Genomic DNA, 23,159 nt, shown 5'->3' with positions numbered 1-23,159 from the left:
GCCATGGCCCGCCTCGACGCGAAACTAGACTTTGCAGCCTTGAATGCGACCATCCGCTACCTGATGTTCTCGGTGTTCGCGGTGCGTCCCGGCGAACTCGGTGAGCAACGCGACGCCGTGGCGGATGACGCTGCAATGTTCTTCAAGCAGCAGGAGGAACGCGGCGTCGTGGTGCGTGGCCTCTACGACGTCGCCGGTCTGCGGGCCGACGCCGATTTCATGATCTGGACCCACGCCGAGCGGGTGGAAGCGCTGCAGGCCACCTACGCCGACTTCCGGCGCACCACCGCCCTGGGGCGGGTCTGCACTCCGGTGTGGAGCAGCGTGGCGCTGCACCGGCCGGCGGAGTTCAACAAGAGTCACATTCCGGCATTTCTGGCCGGCGAGGAGCCGGGCGCCTACATCTGCGTGTATCCCTTTGTGCGGTCCTACGAGTGGTATTTGCTGCCCGACGAGGAGCGTCGCCGCATGCTCGCCGAGCACGGCATGGCCGCCCGCGAATACAAGGACGTGCGGGCCAACACGGTGCCGGCGTTCGCGCTGGGCGACTACGAATGGATCCTGGCGTTCGAGGCCCCCGAGTTGCACCGCATCGTCGACCTGATGCGGGAGCTGCGGGCCACCGACGCCCGGCGGCACACCCGCGCCGAGACACCGTTTTTCAGCGGGCCTCGGGTGCCGGTGGAGCAGCTGGTGGGGTCGCTGCCATGACCGCACCGGACCCTGCTGACCCCACCCGCTTCGAGGAGATGTATCGCGACGACCGCGTCGCGCACGGCCTTCCGGCGGCCACCCCGTGGGACATCGGCGGCCCGCAGCCGGTGGTCCAGCAGCTCGTCGCCCTGGGCGCGATCAAGGGGGAGGTGCTCGACCCGGGTACCGGGCCGGGCCACCATGCCATCTACTACGCCGCCAAGGGTCTCTCGGCGACCGGGATCGACGGGTCGGTGGCCGCCATCGAGCGTGCCCGGGATAACGCGCGCAAGGCCGGCGTGTCGGTGGATTTCCGGGTGGCCGACGCCACCACGTTGGAAGGGCTGGACGGCCGGTTCGACACCGTCGTCGACTGCGCGTTCTATCACACCTTTAGCACCGCCCCGGAGCTACGGCAGTCCTACGTGCAGGCGCTGCACCGGGCGACCAAACCGGGTGCGCGGCTGTACATGTACGAGTTCGGTGAGCATGACGTCAACGGCTTCAGCATGCCGCGGTCGTTGTCGGAGAACGACTTTCGTGACGTGCTACCGGTCGGTGGCTGGGAGATCACCTACCTGGGGCCGACGACCTATCAGATCAATCTGAGCGTCGAATCGATCGAAATGATGGCCGCGCGAAATCCCGACATGGTCGATGAGGTGCGGCCCATGCTGGAACGGTTCCGGGCGATGGAACCATGGCTCGTTGGCGGCCGGGTACACGCTCCGTTCTGGGAAGTGCACGCCACTCGGGTGGACTAGGGCATGCCGCTGACGGCAGATCCGCCGAAACTGAAATTCTGCAGCGAAAGTGCGAGTAAGGGCCTGCAAAATTACCGGCTCGGCGAAAGCTAGTCCGTCGGGACCAGGCGCAGCGAGATCGAGTTGATGCAGTAACGCTGATCCGTGGGCGTCGGATAACCCTCACCGGCGAACACATGGCCCAGGTGGCTGTGGCAGTTCGCGCAGAGCACCTCGGTGCGCGTCATCCCCAGCGAGTGGTCGGGACGCAGGATGACCGCTTCGGAGCTCGCCGGGTCGAAGAACGACGGCCAGCCGCAATGCGACTCGAATTTCTCTGTGCTGCGGAACAATTCGGCACCGCAGGCCCGGCACTGGTAGATGCCCTCGGTTTTGGTGTCGGTGTACTCGCCGGTGAAGGGTCGCTCGGTGCCGGCCCGGCGCAAAACGTCGAATTCCTGCTGGGTCAGCCTCTGGCGCCACTGGTCGTCGGTCAGTTCCAACTTGGGCTTAGTCATTTGCGCCACTCCTCCTCATCGCTTCGCTCTGCATCGTCGTCGGCGCGTCATGCTTTCACGCTAGCCCCAATGGCGGTGACCGCCAGCGCCCGACTCCGCCGCGCTTGCGATCACCGCACGCGCTCCCGCTCGGCCATTAGCCATGCCGGATCGATACCACCGTCCAGCCGGTTTTCGGCCTTGGCGTCGGAGTAGCGGAAGTAGAGCACGGTGAACGTCACGATCAACAGCAGCGACCAGCCGTAGGTGATCTTCAGGTATTCGAGGGCGCGGCCCCAGCGCATCCAGTTGAACAGCAGCCAGCGGTCCAGCGTCATGAACCCGTAGATGCCCAGCCACGCCGGCCAGTTGCGGATCACCGAATTGGGCAGCACCACCGTCATCAAGAACGGGAACAGCATCATCGAGTAATAGCCCTGGGCCAGCGACATCACCAGCCACGACCACAGCAGCAGCACGCCCGATGACGTGGTGAACCAGAACAGCGGGTCGCGGGTGCGGTAGTAGCGGTACAGCAGCCACAGCGCACCCACGGCGAGTGCGGTGAACAGCAGCCGCAGGAACACGATCAACCACGTCGGCAGGCCGAAGTACACGCCGTTGCCCTGGATCGAGCTGTTGAAGTAGTCGCGGGTGCCCAGGATGTAGGGCAGTGTGCGGGTGAAGAAGTCCATCGGGTGGCTGACCAGCGGCAGCGCGGCCAGGTTGGCGACGACGGGAACCACGATGGCGGCCAGCACCGCCCGCCACTGGCGGTTCAGCAGCGGCAGCAACAGCAACGGACCCAGCAGCGGTTTGAGGACCAGCGTCAGCCCGATGGCCACCCCGGCCCACCACTGACGGCTGACTCTGCCGTCGAGCAGCCACCGCAGGAATAGCACCTCGAGCAGCAGGATGCAGCCGTTGATGTTGGTGAACACCAGGGTGTTGGTCACCGTCTCGGTGGCGAACATGGCCAACAACAAGGCGGGCGCGGCCACCGAGGACAGCGTGAAGTTGAACATCCGCAGCAGCAGGTACGCCGCGGCCAGGATGGCCACCGTATTGATGGAGATGAACAGGTAGCGCGACGACGCAAAGGGCAGATACCCGAACGGCGCCATCAACAGCGTGCCGCCCGGCGGGTAGAGGTAATGCGGGTCGACGTAATCGAAGTGCTCGTTGTAGATGTCCCAGCCATGCCGGAAGTTCAGCACCGCACGGTAGACGGGCTTGAAGTCGTCGGTGATATTGCCATTGGTGGTCAACACGATGCTGCGGTGCAGCACCGACAGAATGGCTACCGGCCAGAGCGCCGCCCGCACGATCGACGCCGTACTCGGGGCGCCGGTGCGGGGGCGGAATGCGGCCAGCATCGATTCGCGGAGGCGGGTTCGAGTTGAGTCAGCTGCCGTCACCAGCGCACCGTACACCGGGACACCCAGTCGGCAGGTGTCAGGCGGGACAGTAAGTGTCGGTGCCGGGCAGCTTGCCGTCGTTGAGATAACCGACCAGCGGCGGCACCGCGCAGGAGGAATAGATGCTGGCACCGTGGCCGATGCCTTGCCACATCACCCGCTTGCTCGCGGCGTCGGCGTTGATGACTGTGGCCGCCGTCTGCGCAACCCCGTCGACGCCGACGATCGGGTCGTCCTGCACCCCCATCAGCAAGACGTCGACCTTGAGCTCCTTCGGCATTTGCGGCGTCGAACCACTGGGCCAGTGCACGCATTTGACCAGATTGAGCGCGGCGACCGTGCCGAACTGGGGATAGAGCTTGGCCCAGGCAACCACCAGTTCGCGTACCCGGTCCGGGGTCGGGCGGTTGACCGCGTCGCTGCACGAATTGACGAATTGGCCGTCGGTGTCCTGAAGGCCATCGGCGCGATTGATCAGGTTGGACAGCTGATTCATGTCACCGGCGCGGGCGGCCGCCAATGCGTTGGCCAGCGTGGTGGTGGTGCTGATGCGGTCGCCGGTCGGAAAGCCCAGCGTGGTGGTGATCGCGTTGGCGATCGACGCGACCGAGGCCCCGGGCCCCTTGAGGGAGCGAGCCGTGTTCAGCAGCGCGGTGACGGCGCCTTTTGGATCGGGGCCCAGCGCACAGTTGATCGCGACGCACTGCGCCGCGAACGCGTCCAGCGCCGCCTGCTGGCCTTTGACCTGTTGCTCGGCCTTGGCCTCGGCGCTAACACCCAAAGCGACCGGGGAGTCGAGGATCAGCCTGGCCACCTTGTCCGGGCGCGAGCCGGCATAGGTGAGAGCCACCTGGGCACCGTTGCCGATGCCGACCAGCGCCAGTGCGGGCACATCCCACAGATTGCGCAGTCGCTCGAGGTCGGAGGCGGCGTGTCCGTTGTCGTAGGCGGAATCGGCGGGTGCGATGACGTCGGTGCAGCTGGTGGTGGCCTCGTTCGAGATTGCCGAGAGGTTGGCCACCGGATCGTCGCCGGTCTGGAACTGCGATTGATCGCGCATCTCGTCGCGTTGGAAGTGGTCTCGGCAATCAATCGGACTCGACATGCCCATGCCACGGCGGTCGACGGCGACGATCGGGTGACTGCGCAGGATGTCGGCGCCCGCATGCGACAACCAGACCGGCAACTGCGTCGACGACGGCAGATCCGAACCGGTGGTGAAAACCAGCGGTCCCGCGTCACGCGGGGTTTGGCCCGAGCGGGCGCGGACCACGCCGATGCTGACCGACCCGGACCCGCCGTTGACCGGGTCGAGGTCGGAGTCGAAGGTGGCGCACTCCAGCTTGATGCCCGGCGCGGCGGGGATGGCCGCGTTCCCGTAGACCTGAGACGTGCAGTCGCGCCAGGACAGATCGTTCTTGGGGGCGGCGATCGGTGGCGGGCCGCTGGGGGGTGGTGTGGTGGTGGCGACGCCCTGCGGTTTGGCACCGCTATAGGTGGCAAAGCGCGGGTTGGCGCCGAGGACTGGGACGCAGCCGGTCAGCACCGTGGTCACCGAGCAGGCCATCGAGACCAGGACCGTTGCGGAGGTGATGCGCCGACTCATGCCGACCACAGTAACGTCAGGCTTTGACGTAGCGGGTGTACAGATAACCGGCGTCGTCGGTGAGCAGGTGGGCGCAGCGCATTCGGGTCTGCCGTTGCCCCGGTCCGGTGGCGATGCGCCGGGCCAGACCGCCGACCACGAACGGTGCGATCGTCAGGCACAGTTCGTCGAGCAAGCCGCGCTCGATGAACGATCCGAGCAGTATCGGCCCGCCCTCGGTGAGGATGCGGCGTAGACCGCGCTCGGCAAGCCTGGCCAGCAGCACTGCTTCGTCGACCTTGGCGGGATCGGTGTCCGAGCAGTCGACCACCTCGGCGAGGCCGGTCAGGCGCCGTCGTGTCTCGTCGGCCACCGTCGTGGTGGTGAGCACCAGAGGTGGCACCTCGGTGCGGGTGAACACGCCGAGATCCCGGGCGAGGTGACCGGACTTGGTGACGATCGCCAGTTGCGGGACCTCGCTTTGGCAGCGCAGCTGTCGCTGGCAGCGTGCGGCGACGCCGAGCTGAGGGCCGGAGTAGCCCTCGACGCGCACGGTGCCCGAGCCAACCACGATCACGTCTGCCAGTTCACGCAGCAGCCGGAACACTGTCCGGTCGCCCGGGCCGCCGAGTCCGCCGCTGGTGCCGGCGACGGTGGCGCCGCCGTCGACGCTGCTGATGAAATTGGCCCGCACCCAGGTGCGGTCGGTGTCCGCCGGGTAGCCGTAGAGCTCGGATAGGTCGGCTTCGTCGAGTGTGCGGTCGGATCCGAGCAGCGTCAGCCGGATGCCGGCGGATCGGCCGGCGGCCGGGCCGGCCCCGAAGTCGGACATGAGTGTGATTGCAGCACGCCGCTACAGTGCCAGCATGCACGGGTCCACCGCTGCGGGAGCCGGCGGCCGGGTGGGCCGCTTGGTGGATCGGCATCCTTCGGTGTCGCCGGAACGGCTGATCGCCCAGCTGCGGCCGCCGCCCACCTTCGCCGAGGTGAGCTTTGCGACGTATCGGCCCGATCCGGCAGAGCCGACTCAGGCTGCCGCCGTGCTCGCCTGTCAGGACTTCTGCCGGCACGCCGTCGAGCGGCGGGCGGGCCGCAAGAAGCTGTTCGGCAAGCGTGAGGTGTTGCCCGGGGTAGGCCTGTACCTGGATGGCGGGTTCGGGGTGGGCAAGACCCATCTGCTGGCGTCGTCCTATTACCAACTGCCGGGGGAGCGCCCCAAGGCGTTCGCGACTTTCGGGGAGTTGACCCAGCTGGCCGGGGTGTTCGGTTTCGCCGAATGCATCGAGCTGCTGGCGCACTACACCGCGGTGTGCATCGACGAGTTCGAGCTGGATGACCCGGGTAACACCACGCTGATCTCGCGGATGCTCTCCGCGCTGGTCGAACGCGGTGTGTCGGTGGCCGCCACGTCCAACACGCTGCCCGAGCAACTGGGCGAGGGCCGCTTTGCCGCCCAGGACTTCTTACGCGAGATCCACACGTTGGCAAGCATTTTCACCACGGTACGGATCGAGGGTCCGGACTACCGCCATCGTGACCTGCCGCCGGCGCCGCCGCCGTTGTCGGATGCGGACGTCGCCGCGCGGGCGGCCTCCGTCCGGGGGGCGACCCTCGACGACTTCGACGCCCTGTGCGCGCACCTGGCTACCATGCATCCGTCGCGCTATCTGACGTTGATCGAGGGGGTGTCTGCGGTGTTCTTGACCGGCGTGCACGGCATCGACGACCAAAACGTCGCGCTGCGGCTGGTTGCGCTCACCGATCGCCTCTACGACGCCGGCATCCCGGTGGTGGGCTCCGGGGCGAAGCTGGACACCATCTTCAGCGAGGAGATGCTGGCTGGTGGCTACCGGAAGAAGTATCTGCGGGCCACGTCACGCCTGTTAGCGCTGACTGCCCGGTGACGGGCCGGGTCATGACGTAGTCGAACTCCTGGTGACTGCCCAGCTGAAACGTCCTGGCTCCGCTGACGGTGAAGCCATTCTTGAGGTAAAAGCGTTGGGCGCGAACATTTTTCCGGTTCACTCCCAGCCACATCCGGTGAACGCCCCACGCGGTTGCCGTCGACAGCGCGGCATTCATCAACGACGAGGACACACCCTTGCCGTGAAAGTCGGGTATTACGTACAGCTTTGACAACTCGGCTGAGTCATCACGGTCGGCACCGCGAACGAGCATGGCGTAACCGACGATTCGCCCCTGGTCGCGGGCGGCCAGAATGGCACGCCCCGGATCGGTCAGATACTCGGCGAACCGGGTCGCCGACAGGTTCGCGTCGATGAAGGACGCGATGCGCTCGGGGGACACCGACGGCGGGCAGGCCAGCGGAAAGGTCTGTGCGGCAACGGCCGTCAACTCGGCCGCGTCTGCGGGATCCGTCGGGGTGATCTGAACGTTCAGGTCACAGGTTCCACTGGGCGAGGTGCTGGCCGGTCTTGCGGTCCAGCAGGACGACGACGGAGACCGGGTCACGGTAGGCATCCCAATAGACTCCGCCGCGGACGATCGCGCCCTGCGGGGCGTTGCCCAGCGCGGCGTCCAGCCAATCGGGTGCGTCGCAGGGCCGCGGCTTGTACGCGTCGGCGAACTGGGTGACTCCGTCGAAGCTGAAGTTGGTCGCCATGATGTAGGAATTGGGCACCCGGACGGCGCGGACCGTCACGTCGGCCCGGTTGACCGCGCTGCCGGGGAAGCTCTTCACCGGGACGCCGCTGCGCGTGTAGCCGAAGCCGGGCGGTGGGTCGACGGGCTCCACGCTGCTGACGGTCACGTCGGCGACATAGGTGCCGGTGTCCACCCGCAGCGTGTCACCGATGTGGCCGATGGGTGCGTCGCCGGCCCACGCGCGGGGAGCGGCTGGCGCCAGCACACCCGCTGCGGCGACGAGGAAGGTGGAAAGGATGATCAGCCAGCGCTGCATCGGTGCCTCCTCGGCTCCCTATTCGGGGACCTTCGCATGATCGCACATGCCGTAACTCAAGGGGGAGGGGCGGGCTGACGCTCGCGATGCCCGCGAAATCATGCAAAGTTCACCTGCCGTTCGCCGCGCGACGTGCATGCTCTCGGTGGCTTTGGGACAATTTGGAGGTCATGAGACTGCTACTGGTGCTGGCCGGCGTTGCCGCCGTCATCGGCTTGGCAGCGCCTGCGCGCGCCGATGACAAACAAGATCAAGCGTTCCTGGTCGCGCTGGGAGCTGCTGGCATCACCTATCAGAACGCCGGCGCCACGATCGCCACCGGCAAGAAGGTGTGCGATATGGCGAAGGAGGGTAAGTCGGCGATCGAGGTCGTCACATACCTTCAAGACCTCAGCCCGAAGCTGACGCAGCCCAACGCTGCCAGATTTACCGCGATCGCGGCGGGGGTCTACTGTCCCGAGCAACTGCCCGCGAGCAGCAAACCCGACAGCGGCGGCTGAACCTCTGCGACCGGCTGCGTCGTCGCCAGATACACGTTCGACGGGAGCTGCTTCGGCCTTCGGGCGCGCTAGGGTGCGGTAATGACTGCCGAGTATTTCGACCTCGGCTCCTATCACCGGCCAATCGAGACCAGTTGCGCGGAAGCGCAACTCTGGTTCGACCGCGGGCTGGTATGGGCGTATGCGTTCAACCACGAAGAGGCCGTGCGGTGCTTCGAGCGAGCCCTGGCGCTCGACCCGGAGCTGGCCATCGCGCGGTGGGGAATCGCTTATGCGGTCGGGCCCAACTACAACAAGGCGTGGGAGGCGTTCGACCCGGTCGACCTGCGCGGGTCGCTGGCCCGCGCGGGTGCGGAGCTCCAGCTGGCCGAGCGCGGCCGGGCCACTCCGGTGGAGAAAGGCCTGATCGCCGCGTTGTGGACCCGCTTTCCCGCCGACGACCTGGATGCGGGCGTCATCGCCTATGCCGACGCGATGGCTTCGCTGGCCGCTGCCTACCCCGACGACGTCGACGTGCAAGCGCTGGCCGCCGACGCGTTGGTCAACGTCACCGCGTGGGCCCTGTGGGACACCGCGACCGGCGAGCCGGCGGCAGGTTCGCGGGTGCTGGAGGCCAAGCGGATCCTCGACGCGGCGCTGGCCACGCCGGCCGGTCGCCAACACCCGGGGATCCTGCATCTGTACCTGCACACCATGGAGATGTCGGCGACTCCGGAGGACGCCCTACCGGCGGCGGACTTGTTGCGCGGCTTGGTGCCTGACGCCGGGCATCTGCAGCACATGCCCAGCCACATCGATGTGCTGTGCGGCGACTATCGCAGCTCGGTGACGGCCAATCTTGCTGCGGTACAAGCAGACCGGCGCTTTGTGAGCCGCGAGGGCCCGTTGAACTTCTACTCGCTATACCGCGCGCACGATCTGCACTTCATCGTCTATTCGGCGATGTTGGAAGGGCGGCTGCAGATGGCGTTGCAGGCCGCCGACGAGCTCGCCGGTCAGCTGACGGCCGAGCTGCTGTCGATCGAATCCCCGCCGATGGCCGACTGGCTCGAAGCGTTCGTGGCGTTGCGGACCCACGTGCTGGTGCGCTTCGGCCGGTGGGACGAGCTGATCGCGCAGCCGCTGCCGGAGGACCAAGGTCTGTACTGCACCACGACGGCGACGATTCACTACGGACGGGGAGTCGCGCTGGCCGCCACGGATCAACTGGCGCAGGCAGATGCCGAGCGTGCCGCGTTCACGAAGGCCTACGACCGGATACCGGGCTCGCGCTACCTGTTCAACAACACCAGTCGCGACATCCTGGCCGTGGCCGCGGCCATGCTCGACGGTGAAATCGCCTACCGCGAAGCGCGCTTCGACGAGGCGTTCGGTCATCTGCGACGCGCCGTCGAGTTGGACGACAGGCTGCCCTACGACGAGCCGTGGGGCTGGATGCAGCCCACTCGGCATTCGTATGGTGCGCTGCTGCTCGAGCAGGGGCATGTCGAAAAAGCGGCGGCCGTCTATGCCGCCGACCTCGGTCTGGACCCCACCTTGGCCAGGCCCTGCCAGCATCCCGGGAACGTCTGGAGCCTGCACGGGTACCACGAATGCCTGCGGCAGCTCGGCCGTACCGCCGAAGCCACACTCATCAGCCAGCAGCTTCGGCTGGCTGTTGCGCGTGCCGACGTGCCGATTCGTGCGTCCTGTGCGTGCCGGCTCGACGTGTCGGGCTCATAATGCCCCTTGACCTGCACAAACACTGGTGCGCGATACTGGGATTGAACCAGTGACCTCTTCCGTGTCAGGGAAGCGCTCTCCCGCTGAGCTAATCGCGCCGGGGATTGCAATCTGGAGGTGGAGACGGGAATCGAACCCGTGTGCACGGCTTTGCAGGCCGTTGCCTCACCACTCGGCCACTCCACCGCGGGGGATTGATGCCACTTGCACCTTCGAGCGGATGACGGGATTCGAACCCGCGACCCTCACCTTGGCAAGGTGATGCGCTACCAACTGCGCTACATCCGCGCGCAACGGACGAGATCGTCGCCCGGTGCGAAGGACGACGATAGTCCACGTGACCCGGCGCACACAAATCTCCAGGTTCTTTGGGGCGCTTTGGCTGTCACCGGCCCAGGTAGCACGTTCGGTGCAGGCACGGCTCGTGCTAGTCTTCGACCTCGTTGCCGCTCGGCGCCGGTCCCGTGGCTCAGTGGAAGAGCGTCCGCTTCACACGCGGAAGGTCGCTGGTTCGATCCCAGCCGGGACCACTTCGAGACGGTGCAGGTTAGGTACGCATTTGCGAGAACTTGGTGGGCTCGAGATCGCATCCGGAAGAGCGAAAATCCGCACTCTTTGGGTATCTCCCGGTGGATGACCGGCAGACCACGGGTCTGGACCTGCCGTTTGGTGCCGGGCGTTAGCGGAAGCTCACGCGACCGCAAGGCGATGAGCGGGCCGCGACGACGTCGGTTGTAGGCGGCACTCAGCATTGGTGGGGTGTGGCGGGCCCGCAATGTTGAGGAATTCAGTGATCCATTGGGGCACCGGCATCCTCATCGGCAGCCCGCGCCTGGGTGTCAGACTTCTCGAGCCCGAGGAGTTTGAGGGCCATCGACTTCAATGCCGGGTAGTCGACCTTGCCAAGCACCGTGCGCGGCACATGATCCACCGTGAGCATCACCTTGGGGGCCTTGAAGCCGGCGATGGTTTTGCGAGTGTGCTCTTGGAGCTGTTCTAGCGTCAGCGAGGCGCCCACCAGTAACTGCACGACGGCCGTCACCTGTTCACCCCACCGTTCGTGCGGCGTGCCCACCACGCCGACGTCGAAGACGCTTTCGTGTTCGAGTAACACGCCTTCGACCTCTTCGGGGTGGATCTTCTCCCCGCCTGAGTTGATCGTCACCGAGCCGCGCCCCAGCAGCGAGATGCTGCCGTCCTCTTCGAGTCGGGCCAAGTCACTGGGGTGGACCCAGCGCTTGCCGTTGATCTGTTTGAAGGCCGCCGCCGTCTTCTCCGGGTCGTTGAGGTAGCCCAGCGGGATCGCGCCGCTGCGGGCGAGCATGCCCACCTGGCCGACCGGGCAGGGTCGCAGCTGCTCGTCGACCACCATCACGTCGGGTCCGGCATTGAACAGCGGCGCGGTGCGGGCTATACCGTCATCGATGCGGGTGGCGGTGGTGCCGGATTCGGACGCCGCATAGCTGTCGTTGATGACGCAAGTAGGCAAAGCCCTGCGCAGCTGCGTGCGCACGGCGGCCGAAAGCGGCGCCGCGCCGTTGGACACCGCCAACAGACTGCTCAAGTCCCATCGGTTGGGTTCGGCCAGCAGCGTCTCGGCCAGCGGCCGGGCGGTGGCGTCACCAAGTGTGACCAAGCTCGTGGCCTTGGCCTTCGACGCGAGGTCGAGCATCTTGGCCGGGTCGAAACTGCGCTGCGTGTACAACACGAAAGTGGCGCCGGCGACGTGACAGTTGCCCATGATCCACTGGCTGCCGCCGTGCATCAGCGGCCCGACCGTGAGAAGCCGCATCGGGGACTCGTTCGCGGCGGCCTCTGCACCGAGTTGTTCGACGCTGTCGAGCGGGGCTCCGTAACGCAGGGCGTTCAGCGCGCCACGGATCAGGTCCTCCTGCCGCCACATCACACCCTTGGGCAGCCCGGTGGTGCCGCCGGTGTACACGATGTAGAGGTCGTCGGCGCTGCGGCCGGTGATGCGGCGCTCCGGGGAGGCGCCAGCCAGGGCCTGGTCGTAGTCTTCGCCCAGCATCAACAGCTGGCGAAGGGCGGGCAGCACGGGCCGGATGTCGTTGACCCGATCGACATATTCGGGGGCGACGATCGCCATCACGGCCTCGGAGTTCCCGTAGACGTGCGTGAGCTCGTGCTGCAGGTAGCGGTAGTTGACGTTGATCGGGACCGCTCGAGCCTTCATGGTCCCGTAGAACGCGTCCACCCACTCGATGCAGCTGATCGTCGTCGATGAGCAGATCTGCGGTCCGTCATCGGCGCACTGGTAGCACGTTCAGCTCGATGTCTGCCCGCTCGATTGACGACGGGGGTGTGCGCGTCCGGGCACTACCTGTCGCTGATGGCCCTCGGCGAACGTGTATCGAAGCATGTTTGAAACGACTGTGCACCTTGGCTATTCAGCCGATGACGGTGATGTCGCACTCGTTAGCTAGCTGTTGGACTTCGTCGAACCCGGCGCCTGCGTAAAGCGGAAGCGGCGCATTGGTCGGGTCGGGGTCAAGATCGTTAAATCGGTAGACACGGTCACCCCACAGCATCAACGCGTAGGAGTCATTGAACTGACGTGACCGCCAGACCAGCCCGTCATAGTCGGCGTGGTCGTAGAGCGCCTGCCCCCAGGCGGCGGTTCGGCTGTACTGGCTAGAGCTGCTCTCGATGAGCTCGCTGTGGGTCACCCGCAATCGACGAAGGCCGGCGCCGTGGAGCCGGACCAGCCGCAGGTCTCGCTGGGGGATCACCGTCGAGCGCATCATCGGGAGCAGCGCCTTGCGTACGATCCGCCGTCCGTTGCCTCGGATCGGCACGTCGTGGAATACCGTTTCCGACAGTGCGCCATGCACCTGGTCGGCACCGTAGAGCGTGGGAACAACTATGCCGCTCCGTATGACGGGGCGAAAACGGCGGGACACGTTCGACGCGTTGAACTCGGTTGCTCCCATCACGACGCGATGGCAGCGAATAATCGGATCCCCGGCAGGCCAGATCCGTTCGAGCGGATCGGGGAGCGGATCTGGCACGTCGGGGACGCGTATCCCTATGCGGGCACCTCATCAAATGCGTGGCGTGCTGCCCCGATGACCTGTTCCGGCTCGCGGGTCAGCAGGTCAACCGGCCGCTCATCGTCAAGCCAACCACTTCTCGTGGTGAACCACAGCGCAGTCTCCCAACCATCCAGACCATATGGCTCGAACACCTCGAGCACCTTCGCGATCACCGGCCTGGGGTGTCCGTCCGTGCCGAACTGGAAGTTCGGAAACAGGCGGGCACCCCGGTGGATGACGGCGAATATTTTGCCAGCCGCCAGCCAGCGTGACGCAGTGGCGGAGCGATTACTCGCAGCCGAACCGGCTAGGTCTGCGATCTGGTCGCTGTCACGGAAACCGAACTCATCGATCAGCTCTTGGCGCGCCTCGGCATTGCGCTGTGCCTGGCGAGCCCCTGCCGGCGAGACCGTGGTGCCCGGCACGAACATCGCCTCCACCAGGCGTTCGGCAAGAAGTCTGTTTTGAGCCAGCATTCGTGTGATCTGCTTGACTTGTGTGGCCACAGCGTGATCTGCGGCGATAACCACAACCTCTTCGCGTTCCGGCCGGATTTGCTTGATCGCAGCGGCGAGATCTCTGGCGGTCGCAGTCGCCGCTTCCCGGACAAGAAGGCCTTTAACTGGAGTGCCGTCCTCCAGGTCTTCAGTGAATTCGATGAATTCGATGCTATTGCTCACGTCAATCATTCTATGCGTGGCTGTCCGAGCGTCAACCCGACCGTGGTCCAAGACCTGGCAGGAACCGCGACGGCAGAGGATCAGCAGCCCGCCACCAGTCTCGCTCAGGGAGTCTCGGCGCGGCGGCAGCAAGCTCGCGCCTGTTTGGCGGCTGCGTCGTTCGCCGCAGTCTGCCCTTGATGACCTCGCGGTGGGTTAGGGCAAAGTCAATCGCAGTGCCGAGGTCAGGGGGAAGCACATAGAACTGCTCGGCCGGGGCGGCCATACGCTGGTCGGGATTGCCCGTCGTGTGGTGAAGCGGCCTGCCCGACATCGGGTACAGCAGGAAGCGCGGCGCCCCGTCGGGCCATCCCGATACACGACGCGGAGATGCTGTACCGTGTCCATCCCTGGGCTGGCGTCGAATCTGTCCGCCGGTTTGTTCGGAGGCATTCAGGGTGACCACGCCCGACGTGGGGGTAGCGTTCCGGCGCTGAGGGTGAGCAGCGGGTCGGCCTGTTGTAGCCGTGTTTGTTGTTTGTGGTGCCGGGGCGGCACGGTGATCAAGTCATGGGTAGGCGACGGCCCTCCCGTCGTCTCTTGCCGGAGTGCTACGGGAGGGCCGCCTGTTCGCGCTCGGAGGCGCAGTGGTCACCGTAGAAGCAGATTTTGATCAAGTCGAGCGCCGGCTGGCGGCAGGTGAGCTGAGCTGCCCGTCCTGCGGCGGGGTGTTGGCGGGTTGGGGTCGGGCTCGGACACGGCAGGTGCGTGGCCGACACGGGCCGGTGGAGCTGTGCCCGCGCCGGTCGCGGTGTACCGGTTGCCGGGTGACGCATGTGTTGTTGCCGGTCACGGCGTTGCTGCGTCGCGCCGACACCGCGGCGGTGATCGTGTCGGCGCTGGCGGCGAAGGCCACGAGCCGGGTCGGGTTCCGCCGCACCGCCGCGGATTTGGCTCGCCCGGCCGAGACGGTGCGGGGTTAGCTGCGTCGCTTCGCCGAGCGTGCCGAGGCGGTGCGGTCGGTGTTCACCGTCTGGTTGCGGGCGGTGGACCCGGATCCGGTGATGCCGGATGCGGCCGGCGGGGTGTTCGCCGATGCGGTGGTGGCGATGGTCGCGCTCGCGGTGGCCATCGGGCGCCGGTTTTTGCTGCCCACGGTGTCGCCGGCCGAGACGGCGGTGGCCGTCTCGGGTGGGCGGTTGTTGGCGCCGGGCTGGCCCGGCGAGCGGGTGCAACACGAGTCGACCCTGCCGCCGCGAGTCGAGGGGCCGTAATTGTTTGCGCTGTCGTGTGTTTGACAGATGCGCAAAGGAGGACGGCCGGTGACGGTTGATGATGAGGACAAGGTGCGGGCCGAGCGGGCCCAAGCGGTCGGCTTGTTCCGATACCAGTTGATCCGGGAGGCCGCCGATGCGGCGCTTTCCACCAAGCAGCGGGGAAAGATGGTGCGCGAGCTGGCCTCCCGTGAGCACACCGACCCGTTCGGGCGGAAGGTGCGGATCAGCCGGCAGACCATCGACCGCTGGATTAGGGACTGGCGCGCCGGCGGGTTCGACGCGCTGGTGCCCAACCCGCGCCAGTGCACGCCGCGCACCCCGGCCGAGGTGCTGGAGCTGGCGGTGGCGCTGCGCCGCGAGAACCCGGACCGCACCGCCGCGGCGATCCAACGGATCCTGCGCACCCAGCTGGGCTGGGCCCCTGACGAACGTACCCTGCAGCGCAACTTTCACCGGCTCGGCCTCACCACCGCCGCAGCCGCAGGGTCGGCGCCGGTGTTCGGCCGGTTCGAGGCCGAGCACCCGAATGACCTGGGGATTGGAGATGCGTTGCACGGCTTACGAATTGAGGCCCGCAAGACATATCTGTTCGCGTTCTTAGATGATCATTCCCGGCTGCTGCCGGGCTACCGGTGGGGCTATGCGGAGGACACCGTGCGGCTGGCCGCCGCGCTGCGCCCGGCGCTGGCCTCCCGCGGCGTCCCCAAGGCCGCATATGTCGATAACGGCTCGGCCTACGTGGATACGTGGCTGTTGCGGGCGTGCGCGAAACGCGGTGTGCGCCTTGTTCATTCGAAACCATATCGACCTGAAGGCAGGGGAAAGATAGAGAGGTTTTTCAGGACTGTGCGCGAGCAGTTCCTGGTAGAGATCACCGGCGAACCCGACGTCGTCGGCCGCCACCACGTGACCGACCTAGCCGAATTGAATCGGCTCTTCGTGGCCTGGGTCGAAACCGTCTACCACAGGCAGGTGCACTCCGAAACCGGGCAGACCCCGCTGGCGCGCTGGTCAGCCGGCGGCCCGGTCGGCCTGCCCGCGCCGGAGGCGCTCACCGAGGCGTTCCTGTGGGAGGAACACCGCCGCGTTACCAAGACCGCCACCGTCGCACTGCAGGCAACAGCTATGAGGTCGACCCGGCGTTGGTCGGCCCGTTCGATTTAACCCGCATCGAGGTCCGTCTGGCCGGCGTGCCGATGGGGCTGGCGATCCCGCACCACATCGGGCGCCACTCGCACCCGAAAGCCAAACCCGAAACCCCGGCGGCGCCACCGAAACCCAGCGGTATCGACTACGCCAAGCTGATCGAGACCGCGCACGCGGCCGAGCTCGCCCGCGGCGTCAACTACGCTGCCCTGTCCGGGGCAGCCGATCAGATCCCCGGCCAGGAGGTGCCACCGCAATGATTGCCAACCTGATCTCGTACTTCGGTCTTTCTCGGATGCCGTTCGGCCGCGATCTGGCCCCGGGGATGCTGCACCGCCACACCGCGCACAGCGAGGCGGTCGCCCGCATCGGCTGGTGTGTCGCCCGCCGTATCGGGGTGATCACCGGCGAGGCCGGTGCCGGCAAGACCGTCGCCGTGCGCGCCGGCGCTGGCCGCCCTGGACCGCAGCCGACACACCGTCATCTACCTGCCCGACCCCACCGGCGGGGTGCGCGGTATCCACCACCGCATCGTCGCCGCGCTCGGTGGGCAACCCCTCGCCCATCACGCCACCCTGGCTCCCCAGGCCGCCGACGCGCTGGCCGCCGAACACGCTGAGCGCGGACGCACTCCCGTCGTGGTCGTCGAGGAGGCCCACCTCCTCGGCCACGATCAATTAGAAGCGTTGCGGCTCTTGACAAATCACGAGCTCGACTCGTCGAGCCCGTTCGCCTGTCTGCTCGTCGGCCAACCCACCCTGCGGCGGCGAATGAAACTCGGCGTGCTCGCCGCGCTCGACCAGCGCATCGGACTGCGCTACACGATGGCGCCCATGACCGACACCGAGACCGGCAGCTATCTGTGTCACCACCTCAAGCTGGCCGGGCGCGACGATACCCTGTTCTCCGACGACGCGGTCACCCTCGTTCATCAGACCAGCCGCGGCTACCCGCGCGCGGTCAACAACCTCGCGCTACAAGCCCTCGTCGCCGCCTTCGCCGCCGACAAGGCCATCGTCGACGAATCCTCCACCCGCACAGCGATCGCCGAAGTCACGGCGGACTGAGCACCACCCCGACACCCCGGACACCACCGACCCCGCCGGACATCTCCCGGCGGGGTCGTTTCATAACCGCACATTCTCACCGTCAATGCCGCCATCGTGCTCATCCTGAGTGCCGGTCGACAGCCGGTTATCCGCCGTCGGTGTTGGAATCAGTGGCTGGACGAGGCCTTGCTGGTCCAACTTGTCTGACCAGCACGAAAGGGTCTGTCCCGCAACCCGCCGCGATCCCGGTTTATCCGCCATGTATCCGCAGTCACGTCGGTCTCCGAGCCCGTCGAGCGCATTCGCCACACGATCCAGGTCCGAATCGTAGAGGTCCGCGTAGGTGTGCGCGGTGACCATGACGTCGACGACCGCGACGTCGCCCCACTTCGGTTCGATCCGTGCTGCGCGGCTATCTGCACACCATCGGAACGCCTTTCGGTTATTCGCACTCCCGCCGTGCAGCACGGGTTCACCAGCATGATCGAAAAGAGGGTTCAGCCCCGTTTTCGCTGCGCGTTCACTCAGGCGGAGTTGCCATTTGTCGCAACCGCTCAGCCATCAGGCGATCCTCGTGCGCGAACGTGCGGTGGCGAGCCGCGTGTTTCAGGTAGTCGTCCTGCCGGCCGGCTCGTTCAGCTAATTCCTCGTATGACTTCGCGATTCGTTCGTGACTGTCTGCGGACTTGTCCACGCTGTCAGCTGCGGCTCGCTGGGCAGCCCTCGCCCGTCGTAGCACTTCCTCAGTTCGTTGACCGACGCGCAACACTTGTTCGCGCAACACTTGTTCGGTGGCCCAAAGATGCCCAAAGATGGAGGTCGCTTTCGCTCTCTTGGCGATCAGTTGGGTGGGCCATCAGCATTTCCCTCCTACTGACCAGAGGTTTGACCGTGCTGGCGCGGCTAAACCGGCTGACTGAACAGAGGCGAATAGAGTATTCCTCTCGTCGTTCTGCTACGGAACCATTGTTGTGGGATGCACCCCCGCTCAACCGGGCCTAACGCCATCCGCGAAGGAGGTCGGCGGTCAGCACCGACCATCGCGGATCGGTCGGGGCTGTCCCGGCCGCAGACAGTTACCCCGCCGCGTCCGGTAGGCCGGTCCGATGTTGCCAGGCGGCGCGGCTGGATGAGGTGGTTCAGTGCCCGCACCGACGAGCTGAAGTCGCAGTGGGCGCTTGAGTGGTACGGCATCCCGCTTGATCAGTGCGATCATGCGCAGCGGCAGCAGCTGTACACCGAAGCGCTCGACGTCGCGATCGCTGAGTTGTGATGGCGGCGGCAACGACGGCCGAGCGCGCGGAAGCTATTGACCTGCTTCGGGTTATCGGTGCGATGCTCTCCGACGGGGAGCTGGGCGTCGGGTGATCGCGGAGGGCAGCTGCGGTTGCGGCTGATGGCGGCGATCCTTGACGTGGTCAGCCCAGCCCCGTCCCGCTAGCTAGGGCCAGGTGCGCTGGGCGCGGTATGCAGCAGGCCGTCCATATTCGACAGGTGATAGTCGGAGAATATGCGGGGTTCCGCTCCAGGATAAGGACGACACCTGGCGCAATGGCACGGTGTTCCTATTGTGGAAGCCCGCCCGGGCCTCAGGCTCGGTATCGGTTGGTGGTTGGGTGACGACCGCGGTTCGCGGCAAGAAGGCGGTCATCACCTGCGGCCATCATCTGTGACAGATTTCAATGCCACCTTCGTGCCCTGGTCCCCGGCGACGCCGGACACGTGTGACGCAAATTCACGTTGGGAAAGGGTGCCCGCCAGCCCGGCGGCGTGATGGTGGCACCGCCGGGACTGGCGAGCGGTGGCCGACGGCGTTTACCAACCAGGGAACTTGAACTGGAACGAGGTTTCAATTTCAACAAGGCGCCGCCCATCCACAGCCTAACTGGTCGCAATGGTGAAGTGCCTTAAGTGATTCGGCCTCGGCACGTCGTGCGCCGTACGCCAAGTGGCGCGCAGCGCACAACGTCGACAGGTACCGGCGGGCATCGGCGAACTCGCGGTCGACGTGCGCCATCTTCCTCCGGAACTCGTCGGGCGACGGCAGGTCGTCGGGCGTGTCGGTCATGGGTTTCTCGTTCGGTGTGGGCCAACCCATTTTCGGGGTTGGCTTGTGCTGGTGTAGCACTCCACCTGCGCGAGCACCAGGGGCGCCGGCGCTGCGCCCAGGTCTTCGGCGGCGAGGACCCTGGTGTCCAGGACCGTCTTCGACATGAAAAGGTGCCAGACGCGCCTCGATCTGCTCGTCGATGTCGGGCAATATCAGCGTCGACGCTGTCGATCCGGCCGAACATGTGCGCGGACAGGAATTGGAGATGGTCGGCCAGATGCCGGATTGAACGCTCGGCCCAACTCATTTGACTGTTGCTTTGCCTGGATAGGCGGGGTAGACCTAAGGGTACGGATCCACGGCAGACCAAGGTCGGACCGGAAGAGAAGATTCCTCCTCTCGGCTGTGGCGCCCGGCACGAGCACCAGGCACCCACGCAAAGCAATGCCCATCAACTGGGCACAGTGCGGTGGGCTTGCGTCAGGCGGGAAAATGTCTCCTGACGCCGAGGCCACATTTCACCGCACCATCATGCGCGATTGGTAACCAGGTGGTTCGTGCTTCGGACGGCGCTCCTTTTATCCAGGAGCGCCGTCCGACTCGTGTATCCCGAACTCCCCGGTGGCGCAACGCGCTACCGATTGCTGGAAACGGTGTGCCAGTATGCGCTGGAAAAACTCGGGAAGTCCGGCGAGGCCGACACCGCGCGCACCCTGAGCAGCTTATCGAGCAGGCCGAAACCGAGATCGACAACCTGCGAGCCGCGTTCGGGTGGTGTGGGCAGTCGTGCTTCATCAAGTGTTTTTAACGGTAAGCAGACGCAGGTGCGCCCACCATGACAGGCGTGGCGAGTTAGCCGTTCTGCGCGGCATGCCGGAACCATTGCAAGTCTTGGCAAACCTGAGCGGCTCTGCACATGCGGGACAATGGATGCACCGACCGCGGTAACACGTCATGGAAATCTTTGAGCCAGTGGTGTTTACGACTTCAGCACCCGCCGAGAGCGATCGTGAAGGTCAGTGCCATATCATGGCAGTCGGGTCGCCTGGCGGGCACTCATCACAATCACGATGGAAGTTGCCCGTTCGGCTTCAAATTGCGTCGCAGCATGCTCTGGGGGAGTGAACAACCTCTTAGCCGTCTCGGACACCACCACAGTCAGCCATTCGACCGCCTCGCGGTTTCGCCCGTTGCGCCACTCCGTTTTCGGACCAGACGCGTGTAGGGTGAAAGGCATCTGCGGGCTTTTGTGCGGGACCGGTCCGAGTCACGCCATCGCCGATTTCGAATAATTGGCCGGTTGGTGGTCAAGAGGGATCGTGGCAATGAGGCTGGAACAGGCCCGCAAGAGCTTCAGGCAGCACGACACACCGCGCGTCCGCACGCCGCGATTGCGGTTGAAGCCCAAGTCGCCTCGCGGCGGGCACGTGGATGGGGCATGGTGGCCGCGCAGCGATGACCTCACAACGGAGTTGCCAGATCTGATCGCGGTGTTGTCGCTTCGGCTCGGTGAAATTGATCGCGTGACGTACAACGTCAATGAGATAGAAGCGCCAGCCCAACTCACGACCGGTGGGCGAGCGGTCCAACTCGACGGAAGCCACCGCCCGCCGTCCAACACCATCGAAGTAACCCGACGCACCAGAAGCAAGATCATCTTGTTGGTCGTCCCGTGGTACACCGCCCCCGACTACGCATACGGGATCGTGATGTCCGCCGCAGCATCAAACGACGCCTCAAGTGTCGACACCCTGCTCATGAGCAGCAAGCAGGACCGGGAAAGCCGCACAAGAGCAACGCCACACAGGGGCGTTGGGAATCACAAGGCCGATCCCAACGCTCGGCGAGTCGGAATTGACATTGCCCTCAGACGATTTGCCGCGACTTCCCCGTCTAGCCGCAGGTTCACTGCACCGCATCACCACGTTAGGGACAAAGCACAATGACAAGTGACGAACCAACATTCAAAGCCTTCAGCAGTTTTGGTTTTGACGACCTGCCTCTCGAAGCAGTGATTTCACAGCGGATGCTGCGGCGACTCGAGGACATCGACAATGCTACTACCGCTGGCCCCACCGGCCCGGCTGCGCGCGCAGCCCTGGCATCTAGCGTCGTCGCACATGCGGTGGTCGAACTTGAGACCCGGCTGATTGAGCTGCAAAGACAACTGGCCTTGAAAGAATGATGAAGCCTTCGATTATCGAGATCGATTGTCCGACGCTGGCTCAGGTTTCCGTGGGGGAGGGGGTGGCGCGCTGATGGTTATCCGTTTGCCTGCGGCAGATGCAGTGTCGCTGCACACCCAGACTTCGACGACGGCTGCGCACACCGTCGCGCTGATCATCATGGAGGCTTCCGATCAGCTCAGCCACGACCGGCTACACCGGCTGGTGGCGTCGTCGCTACCGGCGTTGGCGCGCTTCCGCAGCCGGCTGGTAGGCAAGCCACTCGGTATGGGCCAGCCCGTGTGGGCCGAGATCGACGACTACGACCCAACTCCCCAGATCCATGGCGCAACTGTTCACAATCCCGGCGATCCGGGCGAGTTCGCCGACCTGATGGGGCAGCTGGCCGCCGAACCACTGGATCGCCGTCTGTGGGAAGCGTGGAGCATCGACGGTCTGGCGGGCGGCCGGTGGGCGTTGGCGGTGAAGATGTCACCTGCAGTGAGCGGCGGGGGCGCCGGATCAGCGTTGGTGTGGCCGCGGCTCTTGACTACCCGTGCGCACGACCCCGCCGATGCCATGCCGACCGAGCCGAGCCTGGGCACGCCCTCCCTCGGCGAGCTTGTCGCCGACACGGTTACCGAGGTCATCGAGAACAATGTCACCGGAGCTTGGCTTCTCGCCGAGGCCGTAGCTGACGTCCTCCGGGCCGCCCGGAGTCGGCTGCGCGGCGCGCGCGAACACAAACCCATCGTGCCAGCTGCGTCGTCGATGACCGGGCCAGTGCCGCACACCGTGTTCGACGCGCCGCTGACCCAGCGGCGGTCGGTGGCCTTCGCCTCCATCCGGCTGACTGACTTGCAGACAGTCAAGAAGGCGTTCGGGGGCAGCATCACCAACGTTTTCCTCGCCGCCTGCACACTGTCCCTGCGCGCCTGGCTGCAGCGCCACGGCACCGTGCCCGATGGTCCGCTCCTAATGCAGATGCCGCTCGCGCCGCCAGACGCCGATCCTAACGCGATTGGCAATCCGTTGACAGTCGGGCGGATTCGCCTCCCGGTGCAGCTCGACGACCCCGTGCTGGTCCTCACCAACCTCCACACCGCCACCGAAAGGTTGAACACCGTTCGCGAACGTGACATCGAGAAAGGTTATGGAACAGTGGATTTCGTGACTATCGCGTCGGCGATGCCGCCGACCGCAGCCCACGCGGCATCGCAGCTCTACACCCGACTGGGCCTGGCACCGATCTGCCACGGCAGTGTCTCGTACATAACCGGCAAGCCCGTGTCAGCGTACTGCGCGGGGGCCAGGGTCGTCGGTATGCACACCGTGGTGCCGCTACAAGCTGGTTGCGGGTTGACCATTGCGCTGACCTCGCGCGGCGACGTGCTCGATCTGAGCGTGTGCGTGTGCCCCGACAACGTGCCCGCGGTCGACGACATCGCGACCGGTATCGCAGAGTCGGTCGACATCCTGGCGGCGGCCGCGCGGGAATCCCCTCGCGGTCACGGCCGTTCAGTTGTCACGAAGTTGACGTCACACGCCACCAGGCGTTTGCACGGCCGGCGCTATTAGGTTAGTACTGCAGCCGTAGTTCGGGGCTGGAGTGTATCGGCGTGTCTGCGCTGGTAGAAGCGGTGGCCGGGGCATTGTTCGGAGTTTGTGAACACATCTGAATA

General features: G+C 65.7%; 20 protein-coding genes, 4 tRNA genes and 3 pseudogenes. 13 read left to right on the top strand and 14 right to left on the bottom strand.

All coding sequences use genetic code 11. The features are described 5' to 3' along the window. Positions 1 to 3 precede the first annotated feature (3 nt). Positions 4 to 711 carry a hydrogen peroxide-dependent heme synthase gene (gene hemQ, locus CDN38_RS03435; RefSeq protein ID WP_075511237.1) on the top strand — a complete coding sequence of 236 codons (708 nt, stop codon included), beginning with the start codon at positions 4 to 6 and terminating at the stop codon, positions 709 to 711. Continuing rightward, the gene (locus CDN38_RS03430) at positions 708 to 1,457 is read left to right on the top strand and encodes a class I SAM-dependent methyltransferase (RefSeq protein ID WP_075511238.1); all 750 of its coding nucleotides are present in this window, start codon (positions 708 to 710) and stop codon (positions 1,455 to 1,457) included. The genes hemQ and CDN38_RS03430 overlap by 4 nt, the downstream gene beginning before the upstream one ends. Before the next feature lie 89 nt (positions 1,458 to 1,546). Here CDN38_RS03430 and msrB read toward each other — a convergent pair whose 3' ends face one another. From msrB to CDN38_RS03410, 4 genes are all read right to left on the bottom strand, one after another. Continuing rightward, entirely contained in the window at positions 1,547 to 1,954 is a 408-nt protein-coding gene (gene msrB / locus CDN38_RS03425; protein ID WP_075511256.1) for a peptide-methionine (R)-S-oxide reductase MsrB, read from the bottom strand. Between the two features lie 110 nt (positions 1,955 to 2,064). Further along, on the bottom strand, positions 2,065 to 3,366 hold the full coding sequence (gene aftC, locus CDN38_RS03420; protein ID WP_075511239.1) for an arabinofuranan 3-O-arabinosyltransferase: 1,302 nt from the start codon (positions 3,364 to 3,366) through the stop codon (positions 2,065 to 2,067). A gap of 22 nt (positions 3,367 to 3,388) precedes the next feature. Beyond that, positions 3,389 to 4,957: an alpha/beta hydrolase gene (locus CDN38_RS03415; protein ID WP_075511240.1), complete on the bottom strand. Its 1,569-nt coding sequence runs from the start codon at positions 4,955 to 4,957 to the stop codon at positions 3,389 to 3,391. A 16-nt stretch (positions 4,958 to 4,973) separates the two neighbouring features. Then, the gene (locus CDN38_RS03410) at positions 4,974 to 5,768 is read right to left on the bottom strand and encodes a pyrimidine reductase family protein (protein WP_075511241.1); all 795 of its coding nucleotides are present in this window, start codon (positions 5,766 to 5,768) and stop codon (positions 4,974 to 4,976) included. Between CDN38_RS03410 and zapE the strand changes: the two genes are divergently transcribed. Continuing rightward, positions 5,767 to 6,840, top strand: coding sequence for a cell division protein ZapE (gene zapE / locus CDN38_RS03405; protein ID WP_075511242.1), 1,074 nt, complete (start codon positions 5,767 to 5,769; stop codon positions 6,838 to 6,840). The two genes, CDN38_RS03410 and zapE, sit on opposite strands and share 2 nt — an antisense overlap. Here the strand turns inward: zapE and CDN38_RS03400 are convergent. Further along, positions 6,758 to 7,417 carry a GNAT family N-acetyltransferase gene (locus CDN38_RS03400; protein ID WP_082277175.1) on the bottom strand — a complete coding sequence of 220 codons (660 nt, stop codon included), beginning with the start codon at positions 7,415 to 7,417 and terminating at the stop codon, positions 6,758 to 6,760. The two genes, zapE and CDN38_RS03400, sit on opposite strands and share 83 nt — an antisense overlap. Beyond that, positions 7,338 to 7,856 carry a hypothetical protein gene (locus CDN38_RS03395; RefSeq protein WP_075511243.1) on the bottom strand — a complete coding sequence of 173 codons (519 nt, stop codon included), beginning with the start codon at positions 7,854 to 7,856 and terminating at the stop codon, positions 7,338 to 7,340. Before CDN38_RS03395 ends, CDN38_RS03400 begins: the two co-directional genes overlap by 80 nt. A gap of 170 nt (positions 7,857 to 8,026) precedes the next feature. Here CDN38_RS03395 and CDN38_RS03390 point away from each other — a divergent pair, with 170 nt between their 5' ends. Both CDN38_RS03390 and CDN38_RS03385 read left to right on the top strand, forming a co-directional pair. Further along, positions 8,027 to 8,356 carry a DUF732 domain-containing protein gene (locus tag CDN38_RS03390; protein ID WP_075511244.1) on the top strand — a complete coding sequence of 110 codons (330 nt, stop codon included), beginning with the start codon at positions 8,027 to 8,029 and terminating at the stop codon, positions 8,354 to 8,356. 81 nt (positions 8,357 to 8,437) lie between these two features. Further along, positions 8,438 to 10,078, top strand: a complete 1,641-nt coding sequence (locus tag CDN38_RS03385; protein ID WP_075511245.1) for a tetratricopeptide repeat protein — start codon at positions 8,438 to 8,440, stop codon at positions 10,076 to 10,078. Positions 10,079 to 10,101: 23 nt separating this feature from the next. Here the strand turns inward: CDN38_RS03385 and CDN38_RS03380 are convergent. From CDN38_RS03380 to CDN38_RS03370, 3 genes are all read right to left on the bottom strand, one after another. Further along, positions 10,102 to 10,176: transfer RNA gene (locus CDN38_RS03380), tRNA-Val, on the bottom strand. Positions 10,177 to 10,190: 14 nt separating this feature from the next. Then, positions 10,191 to 10,264: transfer RNA gene (locus CDN38_RS03375), tRNA-Cys, on the bottom strand. 29 nt (positions 10,265 to 10,293) lie between these two features. Continuing rightward, positions 10,294 to 10,366 (bottom strand) — tRNA-Gly (locus CDN38_RS03370). A gap of 170 nt (positions 10,367 to 10,536) precedes the next feature. Between CDN38_RS03370 and CDN38_RS03365 the strand changes: the two genes are divergently transcribed. Next, positions 10,537 to 10,608, top strand: a tRNA-Val gene (locus tag CDN38_RS03365). 257 nt (positions 10,609 to 10,865) lie between these two features. On the opposite strand, the gene CDN38_RS03360 is transcribed toward CDN38_RS03365, so the two are convergent. From CDN38_RS03360 to CDN38_RS03350, 3 genes are all read right to left on the bottom strand, one after another. Then, positions 10,866 to 12,293, bottom strand: a complete 1,428-nt coding sequence (locus CDN38_RS03360) for an AMP-binding protein (RefSeq protein ID WP_075511246.1) — start codon at positions 12,291 to 12,293, stop codon at positions 10,866 to 10,868. 193 nt (positions 12,294 to 12,486) lie between these two features. After that, entirely contained in the window at positions 12,487 to 13,107 is a 621-nt protein-coding gene (locus CDN38_RS03355; protein ID WP_099318773.1) for an RES family NAD+ phosphorylase, read from the bottom strand. A gap of 17 nt (positions 13,108 to 13,124) precedes the next feature. Continuing rightward, entirely contained in the window at positions 13,125 to 13,811 is a 687-nt protein-coding gene (locus CDN38_RS03350; protein ID WP_142361237.1) for a type 1 periplasmic-binding domain-containing protein, read from the bottom strand. A gap of 626 nt (positions 13,812 to 14,437) precedes the next feature. On the opposite strand from CDN38_RS03350, the pseudogene CDN38_RS03345 reads away from it, so the two are divergent. The 3 pseudogenes from CDN38_RS03345 (at position 14,438) to CDN38_RS03335 (ending at position 17,280) form a co-directional block, all read left to right on the top strand. Beyond that, positions 14,438 to 15,064 (top strand): annotated as a pseudogene (locus tag CDN38_RS03345) (transposase family protein). Between the two features lie 27 nt (positions 15,065 to 15,091). Then, positions 15,092 to 16,473, top strand: a pseudogene (locus CDN38_RS03340) (DDE-type integrase/transposase/recombinase). Next, positions 16,470 to 17,280: pseudogene (locus CDN38_RS03335) on the top strand (ExeA family protein). The pseudogenes CDN38_RS03340 and CDN38_RS03335 overlap by 4 nt, the downstream one beginning before the upstream one ends. A 60-nt stretch (positions 17,281 to 17,340) precedes the next feature. On the opposite strand, the gene CDN38_RS03330 reads toward CDN38_RS03335, so the two are convergent. Beyond that, on the bottom strand, positions 17,341 to 17,730 hold the full coding sequence (locus tag CDN38_RS03330) for a hypothetical protein (RefSeq protein ID WP_075511249.1): 390 nt from the start codon (positions 17,728 to 17,730) through the stop codon (positions 17,341 to 17,343). Between the two features lie 661 nt (positions 17,731 to 18,391). Here CDN38_RS03330 and CDN38_RS29225 point away from each other — a divergent pair. Continuing rightward, positions 18,392 to 18,535, top strand: a complete 144-nt coding sequence (locus CDN38_RS29225) for a hypothetical protein (RefSeq protein WP_161951645.1) — start codon at positions 18,392 to 18,394, stop codon at positions 18,533 to 18,535. 582 nt (positions 18,536 to 19,117) lie between these two features. On the opposite strand, the gene CDN38_RS03325 is transcribed toward CDN38_RS29225, so the two are convergent. Further along, complete coding sequence (locus CDN38_RS03325) at positions 19,118 to 19,330, bottom strand: hypothetical protein (RefSeq protein WP_082277177.1); 213 nt, start codon at positions 19,328 to 19,330, stop codon at positions 19,118 to 19,120. Positions 19,331 to 20,637: 1,307 nt separating this feature from the next. On the opposite strand from CDN38_RS03325, the gene CDN38_RS30335 reads away from it, so the two are divergent. The 3 genes from CDN38_RS30335 to CDN38_RS03310 all read left to right on the top strand — a co-directional run bounded on the left by CDN38_RS30335 (position 20,638) and on the right by CDN38_RS03310 (position 23,055). Next, positions 20,638 to 21,258: a DUF5994 family protein gene (locus CDN38_RS30335; protein ID WP_408632992.1), complete on the top strand. Its 621-nt coding sequence runs from the start codon at positions 20,638 to 20,640 to the stop codon at positions 21,256 to 21,258. Then, positions 21,255 to 21,497: a hypothetical protein gene (locus CDN38_RS03315; RefSeq protein WP_075511250.1), complete on the top strand. Its 243-nt coding sequence runs from the start codon at positions 21,255 to 21,257 to the stop codon at positions 21,495 to 21,497. The genes CDN38_RS30335 and CDN38_RS03315 overlap by 4 nt, the downstream gene beginning before the upstream one ends. Positions 21,498 to 21,582: 85 nt before the next feature. After that, complete coding sequence (locus CDN38_RS03310; RefSeq protein WP_233026745.1) at positions 21,583 to 23,055, top strand: wax ester/triacylglycerol synthase domain-containing protein; 1,473 nt, start codon at positions 21,583 to 21,585, stop codon at positions 23,053 to 23,055. The last annotated feature ends 104 nt before the right edge of the window (positions 23,056 to 23,159 follow it).

Source organism: Mycobacterium ostraviense, assembly GCF_002705925.1.
Taxonomy (GTDB): domain Bacteria; phylum Actinomycetota; class Actinomycetes; order Mycobacteriales; family Mycobacteriaceae; genus Mycobacterium; species Mycobacterium ostraviense.
The sequence above is the reverse complement of the archived record's forward strand: the minus strand, read 5'-3'. Positions and strand labels throughout refer to the sequence as shown.